The following is a 20123-nucleotide window of genomic DNA, read 5'->3' on the forward strand; positions in this document are numbered from 1 at the left end:
TCAATCAATGAGTAGAGCAAGAAGTGTCCTATATTAAGTTCAACAGGAGTGGAAAATGCACGAGGACGGGATTCTTCAGAAAGAACTTTTGTTCTATTCTCATTTTGCTCTTTTACATAGTCGCTGTAAAATTTGACAGGATCCGGAATCTCACCTGAAATCAAATCCTCAACATAACCAAAAGATTTTACATTTTTTGTTCTTGGTTGCTTTTTATCCTTATCCCAAAATGATTCATACATTTGAAGATAAGTACCTTTTTTCTTCTTTTCTTTTCTCAAAAAATAAGCCATAAACACCTCTAAAAGCAAAGTACTATGAAGTACTATGATTATAACATACTCAAAAAATTTTTTCAAATTTTTTAAAATATTTTTTATGTCAGAAAAGCCTTTAAAATAAGGGATTTAAAAGAATTGCATAAAACTAAATAGCTTATTAGAAATTTAAAACGTCGGAACTTTCATAGTACTTCGACGGAAGACGGGAAGGTTGGAGGGTGTGTTGTTAATTAGACTTTCAATAATAATATTTATTAAATTAAAATAATCACTTGTTCTATAAAAAACACTAAACGATAGCTGTTATAATTATACTAAATATAAAAAATATGTATTTTTATATTGACATTTATATAAAAATTTTAGAAAATATTTATAGTATATAATCGTAGTTAATTTTAAGTTACAACTGAATAAAAGAGTTTAAAGTGGGATAAAAAATGAAGAATATAAAAAAATACTTAGTCATATTATTATTTTTTTTAGTGCTTTGGATTGCTTATCTTACGTTTATTAATTGGAAGTGTAGGATAATAATTAAAGACAATGTTTTTATAGGTATAAAAAGTGGAATTACTGAAAAAAAAGAAGATTTAAAAGTAGTGGAAATACCGGATGGCGTGAGTGAAATTGGAGTTTTTGCTTTTGCAGACTGCGTGAATTTAGAGATGGTTACATTGTCCGACGGAATTAAAGAAATTGAAATGGGAGCTTTTTATAATTGCCAAAATTTAAAAGATATTAAATTACCTGAAAAATTAGAAATAATAAGAAATGATGCATTTTTAAATTGCAAATCATTAAATGAGATAAAAATTCCAAATAGAGTCAAAATAATAGAAGAAGGTACATTTTCAGAATGCAGTTCTTTGAAAGATTTACAGTTATCAAATAATATAACTGAAATAAAAGAAAAAGCATTTAATAATTGTATAAATCTTAAAAGTGTATATTTGCCGGACAGTATAAAGACAATTGGAAGTGCCGCTTTTTATAATTGCAGCAGCTTATCTACAGTGAGAATGTCAGAAGGAATTGAAAGTGTAGGAGAAAATGTATTTGGAGGTACGGAAGCCTTTAAAAGTAGTATGGTTGACGAATATGGCTCTATATACTTTGGAAAAGTTCTTTTATATAACAATGGTTTAAATGATAATGTCAGAGTTAAAGATTCCACAAAGGTAATTGCAAATGCTGTATTTATAAATAATTCCAAGCTAAGAGAGATTGAACTGCCTGAAGGAATAATTGAAATTGGAGACAATTGTTTTGAGAATTGTACGGCATTGAAAAAGATAAATATTAAAGAAGGACTGAAAAGAATCGGAACAAATGCCTTTGCGGGGTCTGGTGTAGCAGAAGTTAAATTGCCTGAAAGTATAATTGAAATTGGATATGGGGCATTTAATAACTGTAAAGACTTGTCAGGTATTAATTTACCATCAGGAATAGAAAGTATTGCTGGGTACAGTTTTGAGAATACAAAGTATCTAAATAATATAAAACCTGACGAATGTGGATGTAAGTATGTAGATAATATACTTTTAGCTTCTGAAAATAATAATGGAAGTTCAATAATACATATTAAAGCAGGAACCAGATTAATTGCTGAACAGGTTTTTGAAAATAGAAAGGATATTGAAGAGATTTATATTCCTAAAAGTGTAGAAATAATCTGTTCAGAGGCATTTTTTCTATGTTCAAATTTAAGAAAAGTGGATTTTGAAGATGATATAAAATTGAAAGAAATTAATTATTTTACATTTGTCGGGTGTGTAAAGATGGAAAATATTGATTTGCCTAACAGTTTAACAGCAATATATGCATACTCGTTTGGAGATTGTTCTTTCACTAAAATAAAAATACCTGAAAATGTAGAATATCTGGATTCATTCGCTATCAGAGAATGCTATTCATTAAAGGAGATTGAATTGCCTGAGAGATTGAAGGGAGAATATCACTGGATTGAGACCGATGGAATTAAGACACCTAAACTTGTATTTTACTAGAAAACTATGTACAAGCTCTACGATCATAAAAAGGATGAACCTGAAAAATATATATTATTAAAAGAAGAGATATGTAAAATGAAAGAGCTGTGTGGGAATATATGAATAAGTGAAATGATATTATTGGTATGGAAGAATTACACTAAAAGATTTGTTTATATTTGACAGCAGTACAAGGTATTTTAGATATGTGTTATGTATAGCAAGTGAGAGTAATATCTTTACTGTAAAAGACCGGATAAGTTTGGAAAACTTTCTAAGTATACATGATCCGGATTTAAATTTTAAACAAAGAGGAGCTGTTGATGGGAGTATATAAAAATAGGAGACTTACTATATTTATTTTATTATTTTCTTTAGTCATATCAGCCATTTTCATATTGTTATATTTTGAGTACAGTGCTGAAAAGAGAGAAGAAAAAGCTATGAGATATTACTATGAAATAATTCCGGTAATTAAATTATCACATATTTTAGGGACAGACATTGAATGCAATGATGAGAAAGGAAATAAATGGATTATAAAAGCCGGTGGAAATATGGAGAACATTGTATATGAATACACATTAGATTATATACATGGGAAAATTAGTTCTTTGGTTAGATATAGGATTATTGAAAATAAGAATACTAACAGCTATATTAAAAATTTTAATTCTAATATGAGAAATATACGAATTTCCGGAATAGATGGCGTAGGAAATACAATATATCCTAAAACAATATCGGAGGGTGAAAGATTGGATAGTTTTACAGAATGTAAAAATCTGAAGGATTTGATTGAATATATGAAGAAAATAAATAAAGATGGAGGATATTATATTGACGAACTGGATACTATAGGATTGGACGGTTCAAGCTTTGAAGGAAAAATTACATATGATACAGGGAAAGGTTATGAAAAGGTAATAACAGAATATGGGTCAATTACTCTGAATCAATTATTTAAAAATGATTATAGTACAGATGATTATTGATTTTTTATATTGAAGTAGTAGAAAAAGAAATAGATTTAAGAGGGATATTGTAATGGGGAGCAAATTAAAGTTTAGGTGGATTTTATGTTTTATAATATTTTCCTTAGCACTATTGATATATGGGAATCATTTACTTAAAGAAAGAGCTAAAAAATTGGAAGATATGAGAAGAACTGAGGCATTCGAATTTATGGATGATGGCTGGAAGAAATACAGAATGATGCAGTATGTAGGTGCAAATATGGAGTATACCGATAGTAAAGGAAATATCAAAGTAATAGAAACAGAACCTGTGCTTCTAGATGTATTTGATGAAGCTATAGACCCTTATATTTTAGGTAAGACATCTTCCCTCGGCTCTTTTCGGATAACTGAGGGTAAAAGAACATCAGAATTTATACAAAACTTTAATGATAATATGAAACATGTAAAGATATGGGGTGCACATAAGAACATGTATATATCAATTGCTGAAAATGAGGGATTGGAAGAGTTTAAAGATATAAATAGTTTTGAAGAACTGTGGGAATATATGAATAAGCGAAATGATGAAGGAGTTATATATATAAATGAACTTTACATAATTGGGTATGACAGAACAGGACAAGACACAAAGTTTATATATGATTACGGGAATGGAGAAAGTAAAGAAATATCAGATAGTGCAATTAGCTTATTTGAATTATTTAAAGACAAGTATAAAGATTGGTCATAAGGAGAAGCTTATGGTTAGAATAAAGAGTAGATTAAAGTTTAGGTGGATTTCTTGCCTTATTTTCCTTAGTATCATTGGTATATGGAAATCATATACCTAAAGGTCATGACAAAACAGCATAATTTACAAAGTTTATCTACGATTATGTAAATGGGGAAGAAAAAGTAATGACAGACTATGGGAAAATAGACCTTGATGATTTATTTGGTTAAAATACAAGGGGGATTAATTTGGATAAAAAAGTGATAACAGTAAGATTATTTATTCTTTTTGGAATAATATTTACTTTAGTATGTATTGGTATTTATTCTATATGTAAATATAGAGTCCACCTAAAAAATATAATAAAGATGCGCAATAAAGATTCAATAGAATTTTTTTATGATGAAGTAAGAAAATATGAATTACAGCAAGCCACAGAAGCTAAATTGGAGTATGTCGCTACTGATGGAAGCGTGTTTTATTTTGACAATGAAACTATGTTGGTCGATAAGTGTGAAGAAGTATCCGACAAATATATAAAGGGAGAGATAAAGGCACTGGGACAATTTAAACTGATAGAGGGAGAAAATACAGCTAGGAGGATAGAGATATTCAACGATAATATGTCTCATATAAAAGTATGGAATGAACCTGAGAAAAGATATAAGACAATTTCTGAGAGTGAAGGGTTGGAAGAATTTAAGGAAGTAAAAAATCTGGATGAATTATGTAGATATATGTATAAGAAAAGTGAGTTTAATGTACTGTACATTGATGAACTTAACATAATAGGGCATGATAGGACAGCACAATTTACAAAGTTTATCTATGACTACGGAAATGGAAAAGAAAAAGTAATAAAAGAATATGGGAAAATATCTTTTAGAAAATTATTTGAGGTATTTTAGTGTGAGTATTATCACTCGGGATATTATTTGAGAATTATCTTAAACAAACCTTGCCGGAGATGTAAATCTAAGCATTAAACTTCTTAAAGTCGGCAAAGACATGGAAATAATAAAGGATAGAGATCGATATGAAGAGTAATATTAAATTTCCGGGGTTATTTTTAGTATTATGTATATTAATAACAGGATGTATGGACTCCTCATTTAATAAAAAAATAAATATTAATAGTATAGAAAGTGATATAAATGGATTTTATAAAAAATTTTCAACTGATTATTTAAATGAAGAGATAACAGTTGTTAATAAAAATATAATAGGCTGGGATGGGGAAGTAGTAAAATATATAGATGCAAATAATAAAGTGTCAAGATGTACTGTAATAATTTACGGAGAAGATGAAAAATCAACTTCAGAATATTATTTTATAGATGGTTATACATATGTAACAATATTAAAAGAATACTATGCATATCCTATATATTATTCATATAACAGACCGATAGATATAATGTACAGAACATTTGATGAGGTAGTTATTTATGATAGCATGATTTATAAGCTTGTAAATGGAGAATTTATCAAAAAAAATATAGAAGATATAAAAATGCCTTATACATCATTACAGGAGATAAATGAAGCGATAGGTGAGTGAGATGAAAAAAGTTTTATGGTAAAAACATACTACTTAAAGATAATAAACTATAACTATTTATTGTCAAGAATGGAGAGCAATATGTATAAAAAAATAAATGTGGCTATATTATTGATATCAATATTTTTAGTATTTATATTTATAATTTTTTATATAGAACATATAAATAGTAAAAGAAAGGAAAATGCACTGATATATTATAATCAAATCATACCGATAATAACTTTGGCTGATGTTTTAGATGCAGACTTAGAGTATAGTGACAATTATGGTAATAAAGGTATATTAAAAGGTGGAGAAGAAAATTTAACAAGAAGAGTGAGTGATGATATACGGGATTATATCACAAAGCAAAATAATCATATGTATGAATACCGAATAATAGAATCCGAAAAAGTTTTGAAATGTATTGGCAATTTTAATAATAATATGAAAAATATCAGAATCTCAAGAAGCGATATGAAAGATGGATGTATAGTTGAAAAGACAATATCAGAGGGAGAGGGATTGGGAGAGTTTCATGAGTGTAATGATTTAAGTGCATTAATTGATTATATGAGTAGAAAAACTGTTGATGGAGAGTATTTTATAGAAGTATTGGATATTATAGGAGTAAATGGGTCAGATATACCCGGTAGGATAGTATATATAACGGATGACAAAACAGAGAAAGTTCTTTATGAGAATGACACTTTGAATCTTTCTATGTTATTTAAAGATAATGGCAGATAATATCTGAACATTTGTTTTTATGATGTATCAATACTTTCATAATCAGTATGTCAGTATACTTGACTTATAATAAGTATATTACTATAATGGATGTAGTTTTAAAAACTACATTAAACGGAGTTGAAAAATATGACATATAGATTAATTGGGGATAGTTGTACGGATTTGGATGAGAATCTAAAAAAAGATGATAATATAAAAATTGTGCCGCTTACACTTGAAATCGGAGATTATCAGGTTATAGATGACGAGAAGTTTGATCAAAAAGACTTTATAAAGAGAATGGCCGAATCGAAAATAGGACCAAAAAGTGCCTGTCCGTCACCGGATGCCTTTAAAGAAGCTTTGGAATGTGATACTGATATGGCATTTGTTGTTACCCTTTCAGAGCATCTTAGCGGAAGTTATCAAAGTGCCGAGATCGGAAAGAAACTTTACGAAGAGGACTATGAAAAAAAGGATATTTTAGTGCTTTCTTCAAGGTCGGCATCTGCAGGGCAGTATAGACTTATGCTTGAGCTTGATAAATTATGTAAAGAAGGTCTTGGATTTGAAGAGATTTCAAAGAGAATAATTAAGCTTAGAGATGAGATGAAGACATATTTTGTTTTGGAGTCTCTTGATACACTTAGAAAGAACGGAAGGCTTTCGGCGGTGAGTGCATTTATAGCATCAGCTTTAAATATCAAGCCTATTATGGGTGCCGTAGACGGTGTGATAGTAAAGAAAGACCAGCAAAGGGGTATGCAGAAAGCTCTGGCGAAAATGGTTGAACTTGCTATATCTGAAGCGGGAGAAAATGCATCCGAAAAGATTGTATGTATTACTCATATAAATAATGAAGAAAGAGGAGAGAGTGTAGCTAAGCTTTTCCGTGACAGCAATAAATTTAAGGATGTTAAGGTTGTAAACGGTGCAGGAGTTGCCACTTTGTACGCAGGTGACGGCGGAATAGTTCTTGCAATCGGATAGATCAAAAATAAACTGAAGTACACAATAATAAATTGTGTACTTTTTTTGGATTTATGATAAACTTACTTTAGAATGTATAGATATTAGAATTGTATTTATGCTTTAATTAAAATATTAAGCGAGGGGTATATGAATTTACTTGAGGCAAGGGATATATTGGAGACTAGAGGTCAAAAGTTATTAGAGGAGCTTTACGGAAAATCCGGAGTTGACGATAATTTAAAGAGATATGAAGCTGTTTTAAATGGTTTCTTAAAGGAATTTGGAGAAAAGGATGTTAAAATGTTTTCATCTCCCGGAAGAACCGAGATTTCAGGAAACCATACGGACCATAACAACGGCAAGGTACTTGGAGGAAGCATAAATCTTGACTGTGTAGCGGCGGCCGCAAAAAATGACTCCGACTTTGTTAATATAATAAGTGAGTCGTTTTCACAGAAGTTTAGAGTGAATATAAAGGATATTGAGCCGGGAACAGATAAGATAGGTACAATAGAACTTTTGAAGGGAATACTGGCAGGATTTGAACAAAGGGGTGCAAGTATCGGCGGTTTCGATGCCTATATTACAAGCAATGTAATTTCAAGTGCAGGGGTAAGTTCCTCAGCCGCATTTGAAACTTTGATTTGTCAAATAATAAATACTTTATTTAATGAAGGAAAACTTTCAAAAACAGATTATGCCTATATCGGAAAATATGCGGAGAACAATTATTGGGATAAGGCAAGCGGACTGCTTGATCAGATGTGTTGTGCTTATGGAGGGCTTATAAGCATAGACTTTGTAAATCCAGATTCACCGAAGGTTGAAGAGATTGATTTTGACTTTGCGGGAGCAAAGCATGATCTTATAATTGTACAGACAGGAAGAGGACATGCGGATCTTTCAGCCGACTATTCTTCAATACCTGCAGAGATGAAAAAGGTGGCGGAGTTTTTCGGAAAGTCTACATTATCTGAAGTGGATGAAAATGAATTTTATAAAAATCTTTCAAAAATAAGAGCTTTTGCAGGTGACAGAGCTGTACTTAGAAGTATTCATTTCTTTGATGAGAATAAGAGAGTCGATAATGAGATAAAAGCATTAAAGAGCAATGATTTCGATTCTTTCTTAAAGAACATTACGGACAGCGGAAATTCATCATGGAAATATCTTCAAAATGTATATACAAATGCCGCACCGAATGAACAGGGGATTACAGTGGCACTGGCTTTATCCGAGAGGTTCCTTAAAGAAAAGAATGTGGGGGCAACCAGGGTTCACGGTGGAGGATTTGCAGGAGTTATTATGGCGATGGTTCCTGAAAATTACAGTGATGAGTATGTTTCATATATGGATAAATTCCTTGGGAAAGGATCAAGTTATAAGATGAAAATCAGACCTTACGGGTCTATATGTTTGGATGAAATGATTTAAAGGAGGATAAATGAACGAAGAACAATATTCGATAGCATGTCTTATTGTCGGAATACTGAGCTGTGTACTTTGTTGCATGTGTTTCGGACTTCCGCTTGGAATAGTAGGTATAGTACTTTTTGTTTTGTCTACAAGGAACGGACATGGAATAGATGTAAAGGCAGGTATAGGACTTGCTTTATCTATTCTGGGCTTTATACTTTCAATTGTTGCGGCATTTATAATAATAATAGGATTGTTATTCTCAGATGATAACGACTACAGCAGCTATCGTGATAACAGTAATCCTTTTGAATATTTTATTGAAGAGTATGGTGATTCATTGGATTATGATGACAGTGATGAATATCAGAATCTTCCATACTATTTTGATGAAAATGAAGATGAACAAATAAATGAACTATAATATGGATAAGGAATAAACTTATGAAATGCCCTTTTTGCCAGGCGCAGGATACAAAGGTTATTGATTCTCGTCCTGCGGATGACAATTCTTCAATAAGAAGAAGAAGGCAGTGTGAGAGCTGCAATAAGAGATTTACCACATATGAAAAACTTGAGACTATTCCTCTTATGGTAATTAAAAAGGATGACAGCAGAGAAAACTTTGACAGGTCAAAGATAGAGTATGGAATCATCCAAAGCTGTCATAAGAGACCTGTCTCCACGGTTGTAATAAGAAAAACGGTGGATGATATAGAAAACCAAATCTATTCTATGGAAGTCAGTGAGATACCTACCAGAAAGATAGGTGAGCTTGTGATGGAAAAATTAAAGGAACTGGACGAGGTTGCATATGTAAGATTTGCATCTGTATACAGGGAGTTTAAGGATGTAAATACTTTTGTAGATGAGATCTCAAAGCTTTTAAAGAAATGATTTTTATGAATAAACTTTTTCCGGATTTACACAAGAAAGATATATATGAGATAGACTATAGGGGGCTTTATAATAAGGGATTCAGAGCTGTTCTTTTTGATATAGACAATACCTTGACCACTCATGGAACAAAGGCTGACAGGTCAAATATTGAGTTTTTTAAATCTCTTAGAGAAATAGGATTTAAGACCTGTCTTATTTCAAACAATAAAGAAAAAAGAGTTTCACCGTTTGCAAAGGCGGTCGGATCGCCATATATATATAAGGCTGACAAACCTTCAAAAAAGGGATACCTAAAAGCGATGAATACTTTGAATGTAAAAAGAGAACAGACCTTTTTTGTGGGAGACCAGATTTTTACAGATATATGGGGAGCTAATAATGCAGGGGTTTACTCTGTTCTGGTGGATCCGATAAGCCCGAAAGAAGAGATACAGATAGTCATAAAAAGGTTCTTTGAAAGAATTGTACTTTTCTTTTATAAAATTAAGATAGATAAGGTGAAAAAGAATGGTAAGTGCTGATACAAAAGTTTACGGTATAATAGGAAATCCTGTTTCACACAGCCTTTCTCCGATTTTACAAAATACTTTGGCTAAAGAATTGAATATAGATATGAGCTATTCGGCATTTCATGTGACTGAAAATATCAAAGAGGCCATAAAAGGTGCTTTTGCGTTAGGTATTAAGGGTTTTAATGTAACTATTCCATATAAAAAGGACATGCTTGAAATAGTTAGCGATATTGATGACAGGGCAAGAAAAATAGGTGCAGTAAATACTCTTATAAAGACTGAAAGCGGTTATAAGGGATATAATACGGATATTATAGGACTTGGAATGAGTCTTTATAATAATAATCTTAGTATAAAGAGTAAGGACATAATTATTTTGGGGGCAGGAGGTGCCGCAAAGGCTGTACTTTATCTTGCAATAGAAGAGGGGGTAAATTCAATTACTCTTGTAAACAGAAATATTTCAAAGGCTGATGAACTGAAAGCGGAGGTTGGTATTAAAGATATCTCCGTTATTTCTTTGGATGATTTGAAGTCAAATATTAATCTGTTGGATAAGGATAATTATTTTGTATTCCAGACCACTAATGTCGGTATGCATCCAAATGTTGAAGATTGCATAATAGAAGATGAGGCATTTTATGAAAAATGTGACTCGGGTATCGATCTTATTTATATACCTTTTGAGACTGCATTTATTAAGAAGATGAAATCAAAAGGAAAGGTTTGCATAAACGGTCTGGATATGCTTATTCTTCAGGGTGTTGCAAGCTTTGAGATATGGAACAATGTTAAAGTCGATAAAGATATTATAGAAAAAGTAAAAGTATTGTTGACAGAGAAACTTAGAGAGAGAATGCAATGAAAATTTTGGTGATAAACGGTGTGAATATGAATTTCCTCGGAATAAGAAATAAGGAGGTTTATGGAAACAAGGACTACAGCTATCTTTTGAAAATGATTGATAAAAAGGCAAAAGAACTTGGCGTAGATGTGGAATGCTTTCAGAGCAATCACGAGGGTGCCATAGTTGACAAGCTTCAGGAGGCATATTTTGAAAAACCTGCAGGAATAGTTATAAATCCTGCAGCATTTACGCATACAAGTGTAGCTATAAGAGATGCTCTTGAGAGTCTTGATTGTATTAAGGTAGAGGTACATATATCAAATATTTCAGAAAGAGAAGAGTTCAGGCATAAGTCACTTACACAGCCTGTATGCACAGGACAAATAGCAGGACTTGGGCTAAGCGGATATACTCTTGCAATGGAGTACATAATAGAGCAAACTAAGTCTTGATTTGACATCAAAATTGTTATAAAATAGTTCAAGTATCGCATGAAAGTTTTTAGGAGGAAATATTAATGGTTTCAGCAGGTGATTTTAAAAATGGTTTGACATTGGAGATTGAGGAAGGACAGGTTTTTCAGATTCTTGAATTCCAGCATGTTAAGCCGGGAAAGGGAGCTGCATTCGTTCGTACAAAAATCAGGAATGTAATTACAGGTAGCGTTGTTGAAAGAACTTTCCGACCTACTGAGAAATTCCCACAGGCAAGAATAGACAGAGCCGATATGCAGTATTTATATGCAGACGGAGATATGTTCAACTTTATGAATGTTGAGACATATGATCAGATCGCACTTAATGCAGACAAGGTTGGAGATGCGTTGAAGTTCGTAAAAGAGAATGAGATGGTTAAGATATGTTCATTCAACGGTAATGTATTCTCTGTAGAGCCACCTTTATTTGTAGAGTTGGAGGTTACAGATACAGAGCCGGGATTTGCAGGAAATACAGCACAGGGCGCTACAAAGCCGGCAACAGTGGAGACAGGTGCAGTTGTTTATGTTCCATTGTTTGTAAATCTTGGTGATAAGATTAAGATTGATACAAGAACAGGTGAGTATTTATCAAGAGTTTAAAATTTTCAATGTTTGACGGTCATCTTGACCGTCTTTTTTGTAGTTGAGTTGCACAGTATAGTGCATAAAAATAAATTATACAGACTGGAGATATATGAAGACAATTATTGAATTGATTTCCGATGAGCTTAAGTGCGCATTTGCAAAATTGTCATATGATGAAAAGTACGGAAAGGCCAATATTTCAAACAGACCTGACCTATGTGAGTATCAATGCAACGGCGCAATGGCGGCAGCTAAGGAATATAAGAAAAAACCTATTGATATAGCAAATGAGGTTGTTGAAATCCTAAAAGAAAGTGAGAGCTTTGAAAAAATCGAAGCTATTATGCCCGGATTTATCAATATAAATATAAGCAATACTTTTATAGAGAAATATGTGAGAGACATGTCAAACTCACAGAAGTATGGCATAGAGCTTGATAATCCTGCAAAGAAAATAATAATCGACTACGGCGGTGCAAATGTTGCAAAGCCTCTTCATATCGGACATTTACGTTCTGCAATCATCGGAGAGAGCTTAAAAAGAATGGGAAGATTCTTCGGTAATGAGGTGATTGCGGATGTGCACCTTGGTGACTGGGGTCTTCAGATGGGGCTTATAATAGAAGAGCTTAGAGAGAGAAAACCTGAGCTTGTTTATTTTAAGGAAAACTATGACGGAGAGTATCCGAAGGAAGCGCCTTTCAGTTTAAATGATTTGGAGGAAATATATCCTGCGGCTTCAAAAAAGTCAAAGGTTGATGAAAATTTTAAGCAAAGAGCACAGGAAGCCACTTTGGAACTTCAAAAAGGTTACAGACCGTACAGAGAGATTTGGAAGCATATAATTAACGTATCCGTAGAGGACTTAAAGAAAAACTACAGCTCACTTTTGGTAGACTTTGATCTCTGGAAGGGTGAGTCTGATGCCGATCCTTATATACCGGATTTGATTAAAGATTTGGAAGACAGAAAAATTGCAAGAGTTTCTGAAGGTGCCTTGGTAGTGGATATAGCTATGGAAGGCGATAAGAAGGAATTGCCACCTTGTATAATAAGAAAATCCGACGGTGCAGCACTTTATGCCACATCGGATCTCGGTACTTTGGTAGAAAGAGAAAAGCTTTATTCACCTGATGAATATATCTATATTGCGGATAAGAGACAGGAACTTCACTATACACAGTTTTTCAGGGTATCAAGAATTGCAGGAATAGTTCCTCCAAATCATGAACTTATATATATTGGATTCGGTACAATAAACGGTAAAGACGGAAAGCCTTTAAAGACCAGAGACGGCGGTGTGGTTCGTCTTGAGACTGTTATTAAGGATATTGAGGATGCCGTATTTGCAAAGATAAAGGAATCAAGAGATGTATCCGATGAGGAAGCAAGAAATACTGCAAAGATTGTAGGACTTGCGGCTATTAAATATGGTGATTTAAGCAATCAGGCTGCAAAGGATTATATATTTGATATTGACAGATTTATATCATTTGAGGGAAATACAGGACCTTATATTCTGTATACAATAGTAAGAATAAAGTCTATACTTGAAAAATACTATGAGAGCAGCTCACAAAAGGTGAGTTTGAGTGATTTAACAGTTCCTGTAGAAGATATACATAAAAAGCTTTATATGGAATTGTCACAGTTTAATGAAGTCATGAAATCTGCATGGAATGAGCTTGCACCACATAAAATATGTCAGTATATTTATGCGGTTTCAAATACATTCAACTCATTCTATCATGAAATAAAGATACTTTCTGAAGCTGATGAGAAAAAGAAAAAAGGATACCTTGCAACAATTCTTCTTACAAAAGAATTGTTGGAGTCCGCTATAAATTTGCTTGGAATAGAAGCACCGGATAAAATGTAACATTTGCTCCTACCGAATTCTGAATTTGGTAGGAGTTTTTTTATTTGGCAAAAAAATATTTTTGCTATATTATTTTTATTTAGATTGAATTTTTCTGTATAAAATTATAGACTGGAGGTAACATATTAATGCAGAGATTGAGAGAATTTTATTAATAAATATTTGTAAAAAATCCTTGCTTTCTGTATCACAAAAGAATGTATACAAAAAAATACAATATAAATTCTTGAAAATCGTCTGTAACTTTGTACAAATATGGTATAATAAAAGAAAATAAGGGTGGAAAAATGCTTCAAACGGCAGTATACCGAAAGACTAAGAATTGCTTTGGTTTCTTGGTTTATTTGTGCGTCAGGAGATTATGTATCGCTTTAAAATAATCTGAAAATTGACAATTGATTTGACTTGTTTTACACAAATTACTGCCTGATTTCTTACATTTGTTTACCCGGATAGAAGAGGAGAAAAATATGGGATTAGCTACATTTATTGGTGGTGTACATCCATATGAGGGCAAGGAACTCTCAATGGAACATCCGATAACGGTACTACAACCAAATGGAGTTGAAATGGTGTTCCCGTTAAGCCAACATATCGGTGCACCTGCAAAACCCTTGGTGGCTGTCGGAGATGAAGTGCTGGTCGGACAAATCATCGCAGAGGCGGGGGGATTCATATCAGCCAATGTGGTAAGCTCGGTGTCCGGAAAAGTGAAAAAGATCGAACCCAGAAGAGTGGCAAACGGTTCAATGGTGAATTCTATTATCATTGAGAATGATAAGGAATATCGTGCCGTAGAAGGTTTTGGAGAAAAAAGAGATTATACAAAACTTTCTAAAGATGAAATCAGAAAAATAGTGAAAGATGCAGGTATCGTCGGACTCGGAGGAGCTGCTTTCCCGACACATGTGAAGCTTTCACCAAAGAACGAAAATGAGATTGATTATATCATTGTAAACGGTGCGGAATGTGAGCCTTATCTTACAAGTGATTACAGACTTATGATGGAAGAACCTGAAAAGCTGGTAGAAGGCTTAAAGATTATACTTGGGCTTTTCCCGAATGCAAAAGGTATTATAGGTATTGAAAATAATAAACCTGAAGCTATTGAGAAAATAAAAAAACTTGTACAAAACGAATCGAAAATAGAGGTTGTGGAGCTGTATACAAAGTATCCTCAGGGTGGTGAGCGTTCGCTGATTTTTGCTTGCACAGGAAGAAAGTTAAACTCAAGTCTTTTGCCTGCAGATGTAGGCTGTATTGTTGACAATACGGATACGGTCATTTCAATATATAATGCGGTAGCCGAGTCTACACCTCTTATCAGAAGGATTGTAACTATAACAGGTGATGCCGTTACTACTCCGCAAAACTTTAAAGTAAGAACGGGAACCAATTATCAGGAACTTATTGAAGCGGCAGGCGGTTTCAAGACTGAGCCAAAAAAGGTGCTTTCAGGCGGACCTATGATGGGACAGGCTTTGTTTACTCTTGATATTCCTGTTACCAAGTCATCATCTTCAATTACAACTTTTGTGGAAGATGAAGTTGAGGAAAATCCTGAAACACCATGCATCAAATGCGGAAGATGTATTGATGTGTGTCCAAGTTTTCTTGTGCCTGTTCTTATGATGGATAAGGCGTTAAAGGACGACACTGAAGGATTCGAAAAGTTAAACGGTATGGAATGTGTTGAATGTGGCTCATGTGCTTATGTATGTCCTGCAAAGAGACCACTTACTCAAGGATTTAAATATATGCGTCAGGCTGTTGCAGCAAAGAGAAGAGCTGAAGCGGCAAAGAAGGAGGGGAAATAATGGCAGGCAAATTTAATGTTTCATCATCTCCTCATGTAAGGGATAATTCATCCACAGCAAATATCATGAAGGATGTTTGTATTGCAATGATACCTACTTTGGCATTCGGTTGCTTCCAGTTCGGTTTATCTGCGCTTATCGTGGTTATATGTACAGTTCTTGCATGTGTACTTGCTGAATATTTATACGAAAAAATAATGAATAAGCCTGTAACTATCGGAGATTTTTCCGCTGTGGTTACCGGACTTATATTGGCTCTTAATATGCCGCCTCAGATTCCTGTTTGGATGCCTATACTTGGCGGTGTATTTGCAATAATTGTTGTAAAGCAGCTTTACGGCGGACTTGGACAAAACTTTATGAATCCGGCTTTGGCTGCAAGATGCTTTATGCTTATATCATTTGCCGGAAGTATGACAAATTTCAGCTCTGTGGCTATGAACTATGATTCATCATCTACACCTACGCCTCTTGCTTTCTTAAAGGCAAAGGGAATTGCAGATGCACTTGAGCAGTATGATCTTGTAAATATTTTCCTCGGTAGGATACCGGGAACAATAGGAGAGGTTTCAACCATAGCTTTACTTATCGGTGCAATTTATCTTGTGGTAAGAAAGGTTATTTCTCTTAGAATACCGCTTATATATATTGCTACAGTGGCTGTATTTGTATTCTTATTCGGTGATCACAATCCTACAACTGTTTTATACCATGTGCTCAGCGGCGGTCTTATATTCGGTGCGTTCTTTATGGCAACAGATTATGTAAGCAGTCCTGTTACAAAAATGGGACAGGTGTATTTTGCAATATTTATCGGTATACTTACAGGTTTATTCAGATTATTCGGCGGCAATGCTGAGGGAGTTTCCTATGCTATCATTATCGGTAATGTAGTGGCTCCGCTTATAGAGAAGGCGACATTGCCGAAGGCATTTGGAAGGGAGGCAAAGAAGGCATGAAAAAACAATCAGGATTTGTAAAAGATGCGATTATTTTATTTGCTATAACCCTTATTTCGGGCCTTGTATTGGGATTTGTATACGATATAACTAAGGCTCCTATAGCGGCTGCGGCAAAGGCGGCAAAGAATGAGGCTTATGCTGTTGTTTTCCCTGAGGCTAAGGATTTTGAGGAGAATGAAGCCGATACGGCAAAGATAGCGGAGACTGCAGACGAAATTGCAGGTAAGGGCTTCGGACATTCAAATATTGATGAAGTTGTTACCGCAAAGGATGAGTCGGGAAATAATATAGGCAGAGTTATAACATCAACATCAAAAGACGGATATAACGGTACGGTACAAATATCCGTAGGCATAAAGTCTGACGGTACTGTGGTCGGAATAACATTCCTTACACTTGAAGAGACACCGGGTCTTGGTATGAGAGCGGCGGAAGCGTCTTTCTACGGTCAGTATGCAAATAAAAATACAAAAGAATTCAAGCTTGTAAAGGGTGCTGCAGGTGCAGATGATGAGATATCGGCTATAAGCGGATCTACCATCACAAGTACAGCTGTTACCAATGCTGTCAATGCAGCGCTTTACTTTAATTCAATATTGGAATAAGGAGGAAATATGAACAAGAGTTTAGAGCGTTTATATAACGGTATATTCAGAGAAAATCCTACCTTTGTTCTGATGTTAGGTATGTGTCCTACACTTGCGGTTACAACATCTGTAGTAAATGCTATAGGTATGGGACTTTCTACAACAGCCGTTTTGATGTTTTCAAATTTAATTATTTCTGCAATGAGAAATATAATACCTGACAGAGTGAGAATCCCTGCGTTTATAGTTATCGTTGCATCTTTGGTTACGGTAGTACAGCTTTTGATGCAGGGTTACACACCTGAACTTTATAAATCACTCGGTATTTATATACCGCTTATAGTTGTTAACTGTATTATTCTTGGTAGAGCGGAGAGTTATGCTTCAAAGAATCCTGCAATTCCGTCTTTCTTTGACGGAATTGGAATGGGAATCGGATTTACGCTTTCACTTTCCTGCATAGCTTTTGTAAGAGAGCTTATCGGTGCCGGAACTATATTTAAGGGACTTATTGCTTTACCTAACAATAATCAGATAATACCTACCGATTTTACTATTTCAATACTTGTACTTGCTCCGGGTGCATTCTTTGTACTTGCACTTTTGTCGGCTTTGCAAAATTACTTTAAGGCTCCAAGTGCTACAAATACAGGTATGTCATCCGACATAGCATGTGGCGGAAACTGTTCGGCATGCTTTGGTGAAAGTAAGGCACACAATCACAATGCTATTGATAAGGATATAGAAGAAAAGGAACTTGAGGCAAAGAGAAAGAAAGAAGAGGCTCTTGCTAAGGCAAAGGCTGAGAAAGAAAATGCAGCTAATGCAGGGGAGGGTAAATAATGACTCAACTGATTTTACTTTTAATTAGTGCGGCACTGGTAAACAATGTAGTGCTTAGCAGATTTTTGGGACTTTGTCCTTTCCTCGGTGTATCAAAAAAGACTGAAACTTCTGTAGGTATGGGTGCTGCGGTTATATTCGTTATCACTCTCTCAAGTATGGCGGCCAGCCTTATTTATACACATATTTTGATTCCGCTTAAACTTGAGTATTTGCAGACTATTGTATTTATTCTTGTTATAGCGGCTTTGGTACAGTTTGTTGAGATGGTATTAAAGAAAAATATGCCTTCACTTTATGAGGCTCTGGGTGTATACCTTCCTCTTATTACAACCAACTGTGCTGTTTTGGGTGTTGCTCTTGACAATGTTGCAAAGGAATACAATTTTGCACAAAGCCTTGTGTACGGAGTAGGTACTGCAAGCGGATTTGCTTTGGCTATAGTATTGCTTTCAGGTGTCAGAGAGAAAATTGAAAATAATGATATACCTCATGTAGTATCAGGTATGCCTATTGTACTTATTACAGCAGGTCTTATGGCAATTGCCTTTACCGGATTCTCGGGACTTATTTAGGAGGAAAGAATATGAATGGAGTAATTATTGCGGCGGCAGTAGTTGGTATAGTCGGCATTCTTATTGGTCTCCTACTTGGAGTTGCCAGTGAGAAGTTTAAAGTGGAAGTGGATGAAAAAGAAATAGCTGTAAGAGATGCATTACCCGGAAACAACTGTGGTGGTTGCGGATATCCCGGTTGTGACGGCCTTGCAAAAGCTATTGCGGCAGGTGAAGCACCTGTAAATAAATGTCCTGTAGGTGGAGCGCCTGTAGCTGAAATTATCGGTGAGATAATGGGAGTAAGTGCAGGTGAGGCCATAAAGCAGGTTGCATTTGTAAAATGTAAGGGAACTTGTGATAAAACAAAACAAAACTTTACATATTTCGGTATCACAGATTGTAATTCAGCTATGAATGTTCCCGGACAGGGTGGTAAAGCCTGTAGCTACGGATGTATGGGATTCGGATCATGTGTAAGAGCTTGTGAGTTTGATTCTATACATATAGTAGACGGCATTGCATTGGTGGACAGAGAGAAATGTGTAGCATGTGGAAAATGTGTTGAGGCCTGTCCTAAGAAACTTATAGACTTGGTACCTTATGAGACATTTACTTTTGTACAGTGTAATTCACAGGATAAGGGTAAAGCTGTCAAAGAGGTATGTGAGGTTGGTTGTATTGCATGTACCATGTGTGTAAAGGCTTGTGAGGATGATGCAATCCATATGAACGGAAATGTAGCGCTGATAGACTATTCCAAATGTACAAATTGCGGAAAATGTGCGGCAAAGTGCCCAACTAAGGTTATACAAGTTGTTGACGGAAAAATTGCAATGACTGCATAATATTGATTTTAAAAGGGGAGTTTAGATATCTGAGCTCCTCTTTTTTAGTAGAAGAATAGAACTGTGAAAATAGTTTCAATGCTTTGGTATAAAATTTATAAGTATAAAACTTTATTTAGTATTTCAGACACAAAAAAACCACCTTGGGAATAGGTGGTTTTAACATTTTTAGGGGGGCCGGACAGTTAAACTGTCCGGTATGAGTATGAAAAAGCTTTGTAGTTCCAGTAATTCTGAAACCTGCACTAGCCATCGCTAATGCTCTTATAATATAAAAAATAATTGTGTCTATATTATGGAAAAAATATAAAAAAAATATAAAGAAAGAAAATAATAAATAAAAAACAAAGCTTATGTATTTATAAAAAATTTAGGTTACAAAAACACGGATTTTAGACAAAAATTTCTGTTTATTATTCAGAAAAAATGGAATAGGGGCCATAACAAATATGCATACCGGAGTTTTAGAAAGGGCTTAGAAATGAATTAGACATATATTGATATATAGATTATGATAGGAAAGTATTAGGGGTATTTAAGCCTTTGTGCCATGTCAAGCATAAATGATTATGTCCCAAAATAATTAATTTATAAGCCCCCACAAAGGGGCTTTTATTATGCGCTTTTTACGTCGTCTTCAATTCTGTGTGGCTGTGAATGTGCAAATTTATTAAAGGCCTCTAA

21 protein-coding genes and 1 pseudogene are annotated in these 20123 nt (G+C 34.2%); 21 read left to right on the forward strand and 1 reads right to left on the reverse strand.

Annotated features, from left to right (window positions below; all coding sequences use genetic code 11):
• Nucleotides 1–293 (reverse strand): annotated as a pseudogene (locus SBH76_RS12925) (IS1634 family transposase); the annotation flags it as partial.
• 428 nt (nucleotides 294–721) lie between these two features.
• Here SBH76_RS12925 and SBH76_RS12930 point away from each other — a divergent pair.
• The 21 genes from SBH76_RS12930 (at nucleotide 722) to SBH76_RS13030 (ending at nucleotide 19439) form a co-directional block, all read left to right on the forward strand.
• Entirely contained in the window at nucleotides 722–2290 is a 1569-nt protein-coding gene (locus SBH76_RS12930) for a leucine-rich repeat domain-containing protein (protein WP_317978107.1), read from the forward strand.
• A 305-nt stretch (nucleotides 2291–2595) separates the two neighbouring features.
• The gene (locus tag SBH76_RS12935) at nucleotides 2596–3267 is read left to right on the forward strand and encodes a hypothetical protein (protein WP_317978108.1); all 672 of its coding nucleotides are present in this window, start codon (nucleotides 2596–2598) and stop codon (nucleotides 3265–3267) included.
• A 52-nt stretch (nucleotides 3268–3319) separates the two neighbouring features.
• Nucleotides 3320–3982 carry a hypothetical protein gene (locus SBH76_RS12940; protein WP_317978109.1) on the forward strand — a complete coding sequence of 221 codons (663 nt, stop codon included), beginning with the start codon at nucleotides 3320–3322 and terminating at the stop codon, nucleotides 3980–3982.
• 230 nt (nucleotides 3983–4212) lie between these two features.
• The gene (locus SBH76_RS12945; protein WP_317978110.1) at nucleotides 4213–4872 is read left to right on the forward strand and encodes a hypothetical protein; all 660 of its coding nucleotides are present in this window, start codon (nucleotides 4213–4215) and stop codon (nucleotides 4870–4872) included.
• A gap of 128 nt (nucleotides 4873–5000) precedes the next feature.
• A complete protein-coding gene (locus SBH76_RS12950) occupies nucleotides 5001–5525 on the forward strand; it encodes a hypothetical protein (RefSeq protein ID WP_317978111.1) in 525 nt (174 codons plus the stop codon).
• An 81-nt stretch (nucleotides 5526–5606) separates the two neighbouring features.
• A complete protein-coding gene (locus SBH76_RS12955) occupies nucleotides 5607–6257 on the forward strand; it encodes a hypothetical protein (RefSeq protein ID WP_317978112.1) in 651 nt (216 codons plus the stop codon).
• Nucleotides 6258–6386: 129 nt separating this feature from the next.
• Nucleotides 6387–7229, forward strand: a complete 843-nt coding sequence (locus SBH76_RS12960; RefSeq protein ID WP_317978113.1) for a DegV family protein — start codon at nucleotides 6387–6389, stop codon at nucleotides 7227–7229.
• A gap of 129 nt (nucleotides 7230–7358) precedes the next feature.
• A complete protein-coding gene (locus tag SBH76_RS12965; RefSeq protein ID WP_317978114.1) occupies nucleotides 7359–8645 on the forward strand; it encodes a galactokinase in 1287 nt (428 codons plus the stop codon).
• A 10-nt stretch (nucleotides 8646–8655) separates the two neighbouring features.
• Nucleotides 8656–9051, forward strand: a complete 396-nt coding sequence (locus SBH76_RS12970) for a DUF4190 domain-containing protein (protein ID WP_317978115.1) — start codon at nucleotides 8656–8658, stop codon at nucleotides 9049–9051.
• Between the two features lie 20 nt (nucleotides 9052–9071).
• A complete protein-coding gene (gene nrdR, locus SBH76_RS12975) occupies nucleotides 9072–9524 on the forward strand; it encodes a transcriptional regulator NrdR (RefSeq protein ID WP_007591373.1) in 453 nt (150 codons plus the stop codon).
• Nucleotides 9521–10048 (forward strand): YqeG family HAD IIIA-type phosphatase, encoded by a 528-nt coding sequence (locus SBH76_RS12980; protein ID WP_317978116.1) that lies wholly within the window; start codon nucleotides 9521–9523, stop codon nucleotides 10046–10048. Before nrdR ends, SBH76_RS12980 begins: the two co-directional genes overlap by 4 nt.
• Complete coding sequence (aroE, locus tag SBH76_RS12985) at nucleotides 10035–10904, forward strand: shikimate dehydrogenase (RefSeq protein ID WP_317978117.1); 870 nt, start codon at nucleotides 10035–10037, stop codon at nucleotides 10902–10904. Before SBH76_RS12980 ends, aroE begins: the two co-directional genes overlap by 14 nt.
• Nucleotides 10901–11338, forward strand: a complete 438-nt coding sequence (gene aroQ, locus SBH76_RS12990; RefSeq protein ID WP_009662636.1) for a type II 3-dehydroquinate dehydratase — start codon at nucleotides 10901–10903, stop codon at nucleotides 11336–11338. Before aroE ends, aroQ begins: the two co-directional genes overlap by 4 nt.
• A gap of 65 nt (nucleotides 11339–11403) precedes the next feature.
• Complete coding sequence (gene efp, locus SBH76_RS12995; protein ID WP_007591379.1) at nucleotides 11404–11964, forward strand: elongation factor P; 561 nt, start codon at nucleotides 11404–11406, stop codon at nucleotides 11962–11964.
• Nucleotides 11965–12058: 94 nt separating this feature from the next.
• A complete protein-coding gene (gene argS, locus SBH76_RS13000) occupies nucleotides 12059–13828 on the forward strand; it encodes an arginine--tRNA ligase (protein WP_317978118.1) in 1770 nt (589 codons plus the stop codon).
• Nucleotides 13829–14298: 470 nt separating this feature from the next.
• On the forward strand, nucleotides 14299–15645 hold the full coding sequence (rsxC, locus tag SBH76_RS13005) for an electron transport complex subunit RsxC (RefSeq protein ID WP_315035995.1): 1347 nt from the start codon (nucleotides 14299–14301) through the stop codon (nucleotides 15643–15645).
• On the forward strand, nucleotides 15645–16604 hold the full coding sequence (locus tag SBH76_RS13010; protein ID WP_317978119.1) for an RnfABCDGE type electron transport complex subunit D: 960 nt from the start codon (nucleotides 15645–15647) through the stop codon (nucleotides 16602–16604). The genes rsxC and SBH76_RS13010 overlap by 1 nt, the downstream gene beginning before the upstream one ends.
• A complete protein-coding gene (locus SBH76_RS13015) occupies nucleotides 16601–17212 on the forward strand; it encodes an RnfABCDGE type electron transport complex subunit G (RefSeq protein ID WP_034213422.1) in 612 nt (203 codons plus the stop codon). Before SBH76_RS13010 ends, SBH76_RS13015 begins: the two co-directional genes overlap by 4 nt.
• Nucleotides 17213–17221: 9 nt before the next feature.
• Nucleotides 17222–18037, forward strand: a complete 816-nt coding sequence (gene rsxE, locus SBH76_RS13020) for an electron transport complex subunit RsxE (RefSeq protein ID WP_007591386.1) — start codon at nucleotides 17222–17224, stop codon at nucleotides 18035–18037.
• A complete protein-coding gene (rsxA, locus tag SBH76_RS13025) occupies nucleotides 18037–18612 on the forward strand; it encodes an electron transport complex subunit RsxA (protein ID WP_007591387.1) in 576 nt (191 codons plus the stop codon). The genes rsxE and rsxA overlap by 1 nt, the downstream gene beginning before the upstream one ends.
• Nucleotides 18613–18623: 11 nt before the next feature.
• The gene (locus tag SBH76_RS13030; RefSeq protein WP_317978120.1) at nucleotides 18624–19439 is read left to right on the forward strand and encodes an RnfABCDGE type electron transport complex subunit B; all 816 of its coding nucleotides are present in this window, start codon (nucleotides 18624–18626) and stop codon (nucleotides 19437–19439) included.
• Nucleotides 19440–20123 lie beyond the last annotated feature (684 nt).

This window comes from Lachnoanaerobaculum sanguinis, from assembly GCF_033242365.1.
GTDB classification, from domain to species: domain Bacteria; phylum Bacillota; class Clostridia; order Lachnospirales; family Lachnospiraceae; genus Lachnoanaerobaculum; species Lachnoanaerobaculum sanguinis.

Bases quoted from the DNA above. Each gene is read 5' to 3' on its own strand.
- SBH76_RS12930 (WP_317978107.1), top strand. From the start codon at position 722: ATGAAGAATATAAAAAAATACTTAGTCATATTATTATTTTTTTTAGTG.
- SBH76_RS12935 (WP_317978108.1), top strand. From the start codon at position 2,596: ATGGGAGTATATAAAAATAGGAGACTTACTATATTTATTTTATTATTT.
- SBH76_RS12940 (WP_317978109.1), top strand. From the start codon at position 3,320: ATGGGGAGCAAATTAAAGTTTAGGTGGATTTTATGTTTTATAATATTT.
- SBH76_RS12950 (WP_317978111.1), top strand. From the start codon at position 5,001: ATGAAGAGTAATATTAAATTTCCGGGGTTATTTTTAGTATTATGTATA.
- SBH76_RS12955 (WP_317978112.1), top strand. From the start codon at position 5,607: ATGTATAAAAAAATAAATGTGGCTATATTATTGATATCAATATTTTTA.
- SBH76_RS12960 (WP_317978113.1), top strand. From the start codon at position 6,387: ATGACATATAGATTAATTGGGGATAGTTGTACGGATTTGGATGAGAAT.
- SBH76_RS12965 (WP_317978114.1), top strand. From the start codon at position 7,359: ATGAATTTACTTGAGGCAAGGGATATATTGGAGACTAGAGGTCAAAAG.
- SBH76_RS12970 (WP_317978115.1), top strand. From the start codon at position 8,656: ATGAACGAAGAACAATATTCGATAGCATGTCTTATTGTCGGAATACTG.
- nrdR (WP_007591373.1), top strand. From the start codon at position 9,072: ATGAAATGCCCTTTTTGCCAGGCGCAGGATACAAAGGTTATTGATTCT.
- SBH76_RS12980 (WP_317978116.1), top strand. From the start codon at position 9,521: ATGATTTTTATGAATAAACTTTTTCCGGATTTACACAAGAAAGATATA.
- aroE (WP_317978117.1), top strand. From the start codon at position 10,035: ATGGTAAGTGCTGATACAAAAGTTTACGGTATAATAGGAAATCCTGTT.
- aroQ (WP_009662636.1), top strand. From the start codon at position 10,901: ATGAAAATTTTGGTGATAAACGGTGTGAATATGAATTTCCTCGGAATA.
- efp (WP_007591379.1), top strand. From the start codon at position 11,404: ATGGTTTCAGCAGGTGATTTTAAAAATGGTTTGACATTGGAGATTGAG.
- argS (WP_317978118.1), top strand. From the start codon at position 12,059: ATGAAGACAATTATTGAATTGATTTCCGATGAGCTTAAGTGCGCATTT.
- rsxC (WP_315035995.1), top strand. From the start codon at position 14,299: ATGGGATTAGCTACATTTATTGGTGGTGTACATCCATATGAGGGCAAG.
- SBH76_RS13010 (WP_317978119.1), top strand. From the start codon at position 15,645: ATGGCAGGCAAATTTAATGTTTCATCATCTCCTCATGTAAGGGATAAT.
- SBH76_RS13015 (WP_034213422.1), top strand. From the start codon at position 16,601: ATGAAAAAACAATCAGGATTTGTAAAAGATGCGATTATTTTATTTGCT.
- rsxE (WP_007591386.1), top strand. From the start codon at position 17,222: ATGAACAAGAGTTTAGAGCGTTTATATAACGGTATATTCAGAGAAAAT.
- rsxA (WP_007591387.1), top strand. From the start codon at position 18,037: ATGACTCAACTGATTTTACTTTTAATTAGTGCGGCACTGGTAAACAAT.
- SBH76_RS13030 (WP_317978120.1), top strand. From the start codon at position 18,624: ATGAATGGAGTAATTATTGCGGCGGCAGTAGTTGGTATAGTCGGCATT.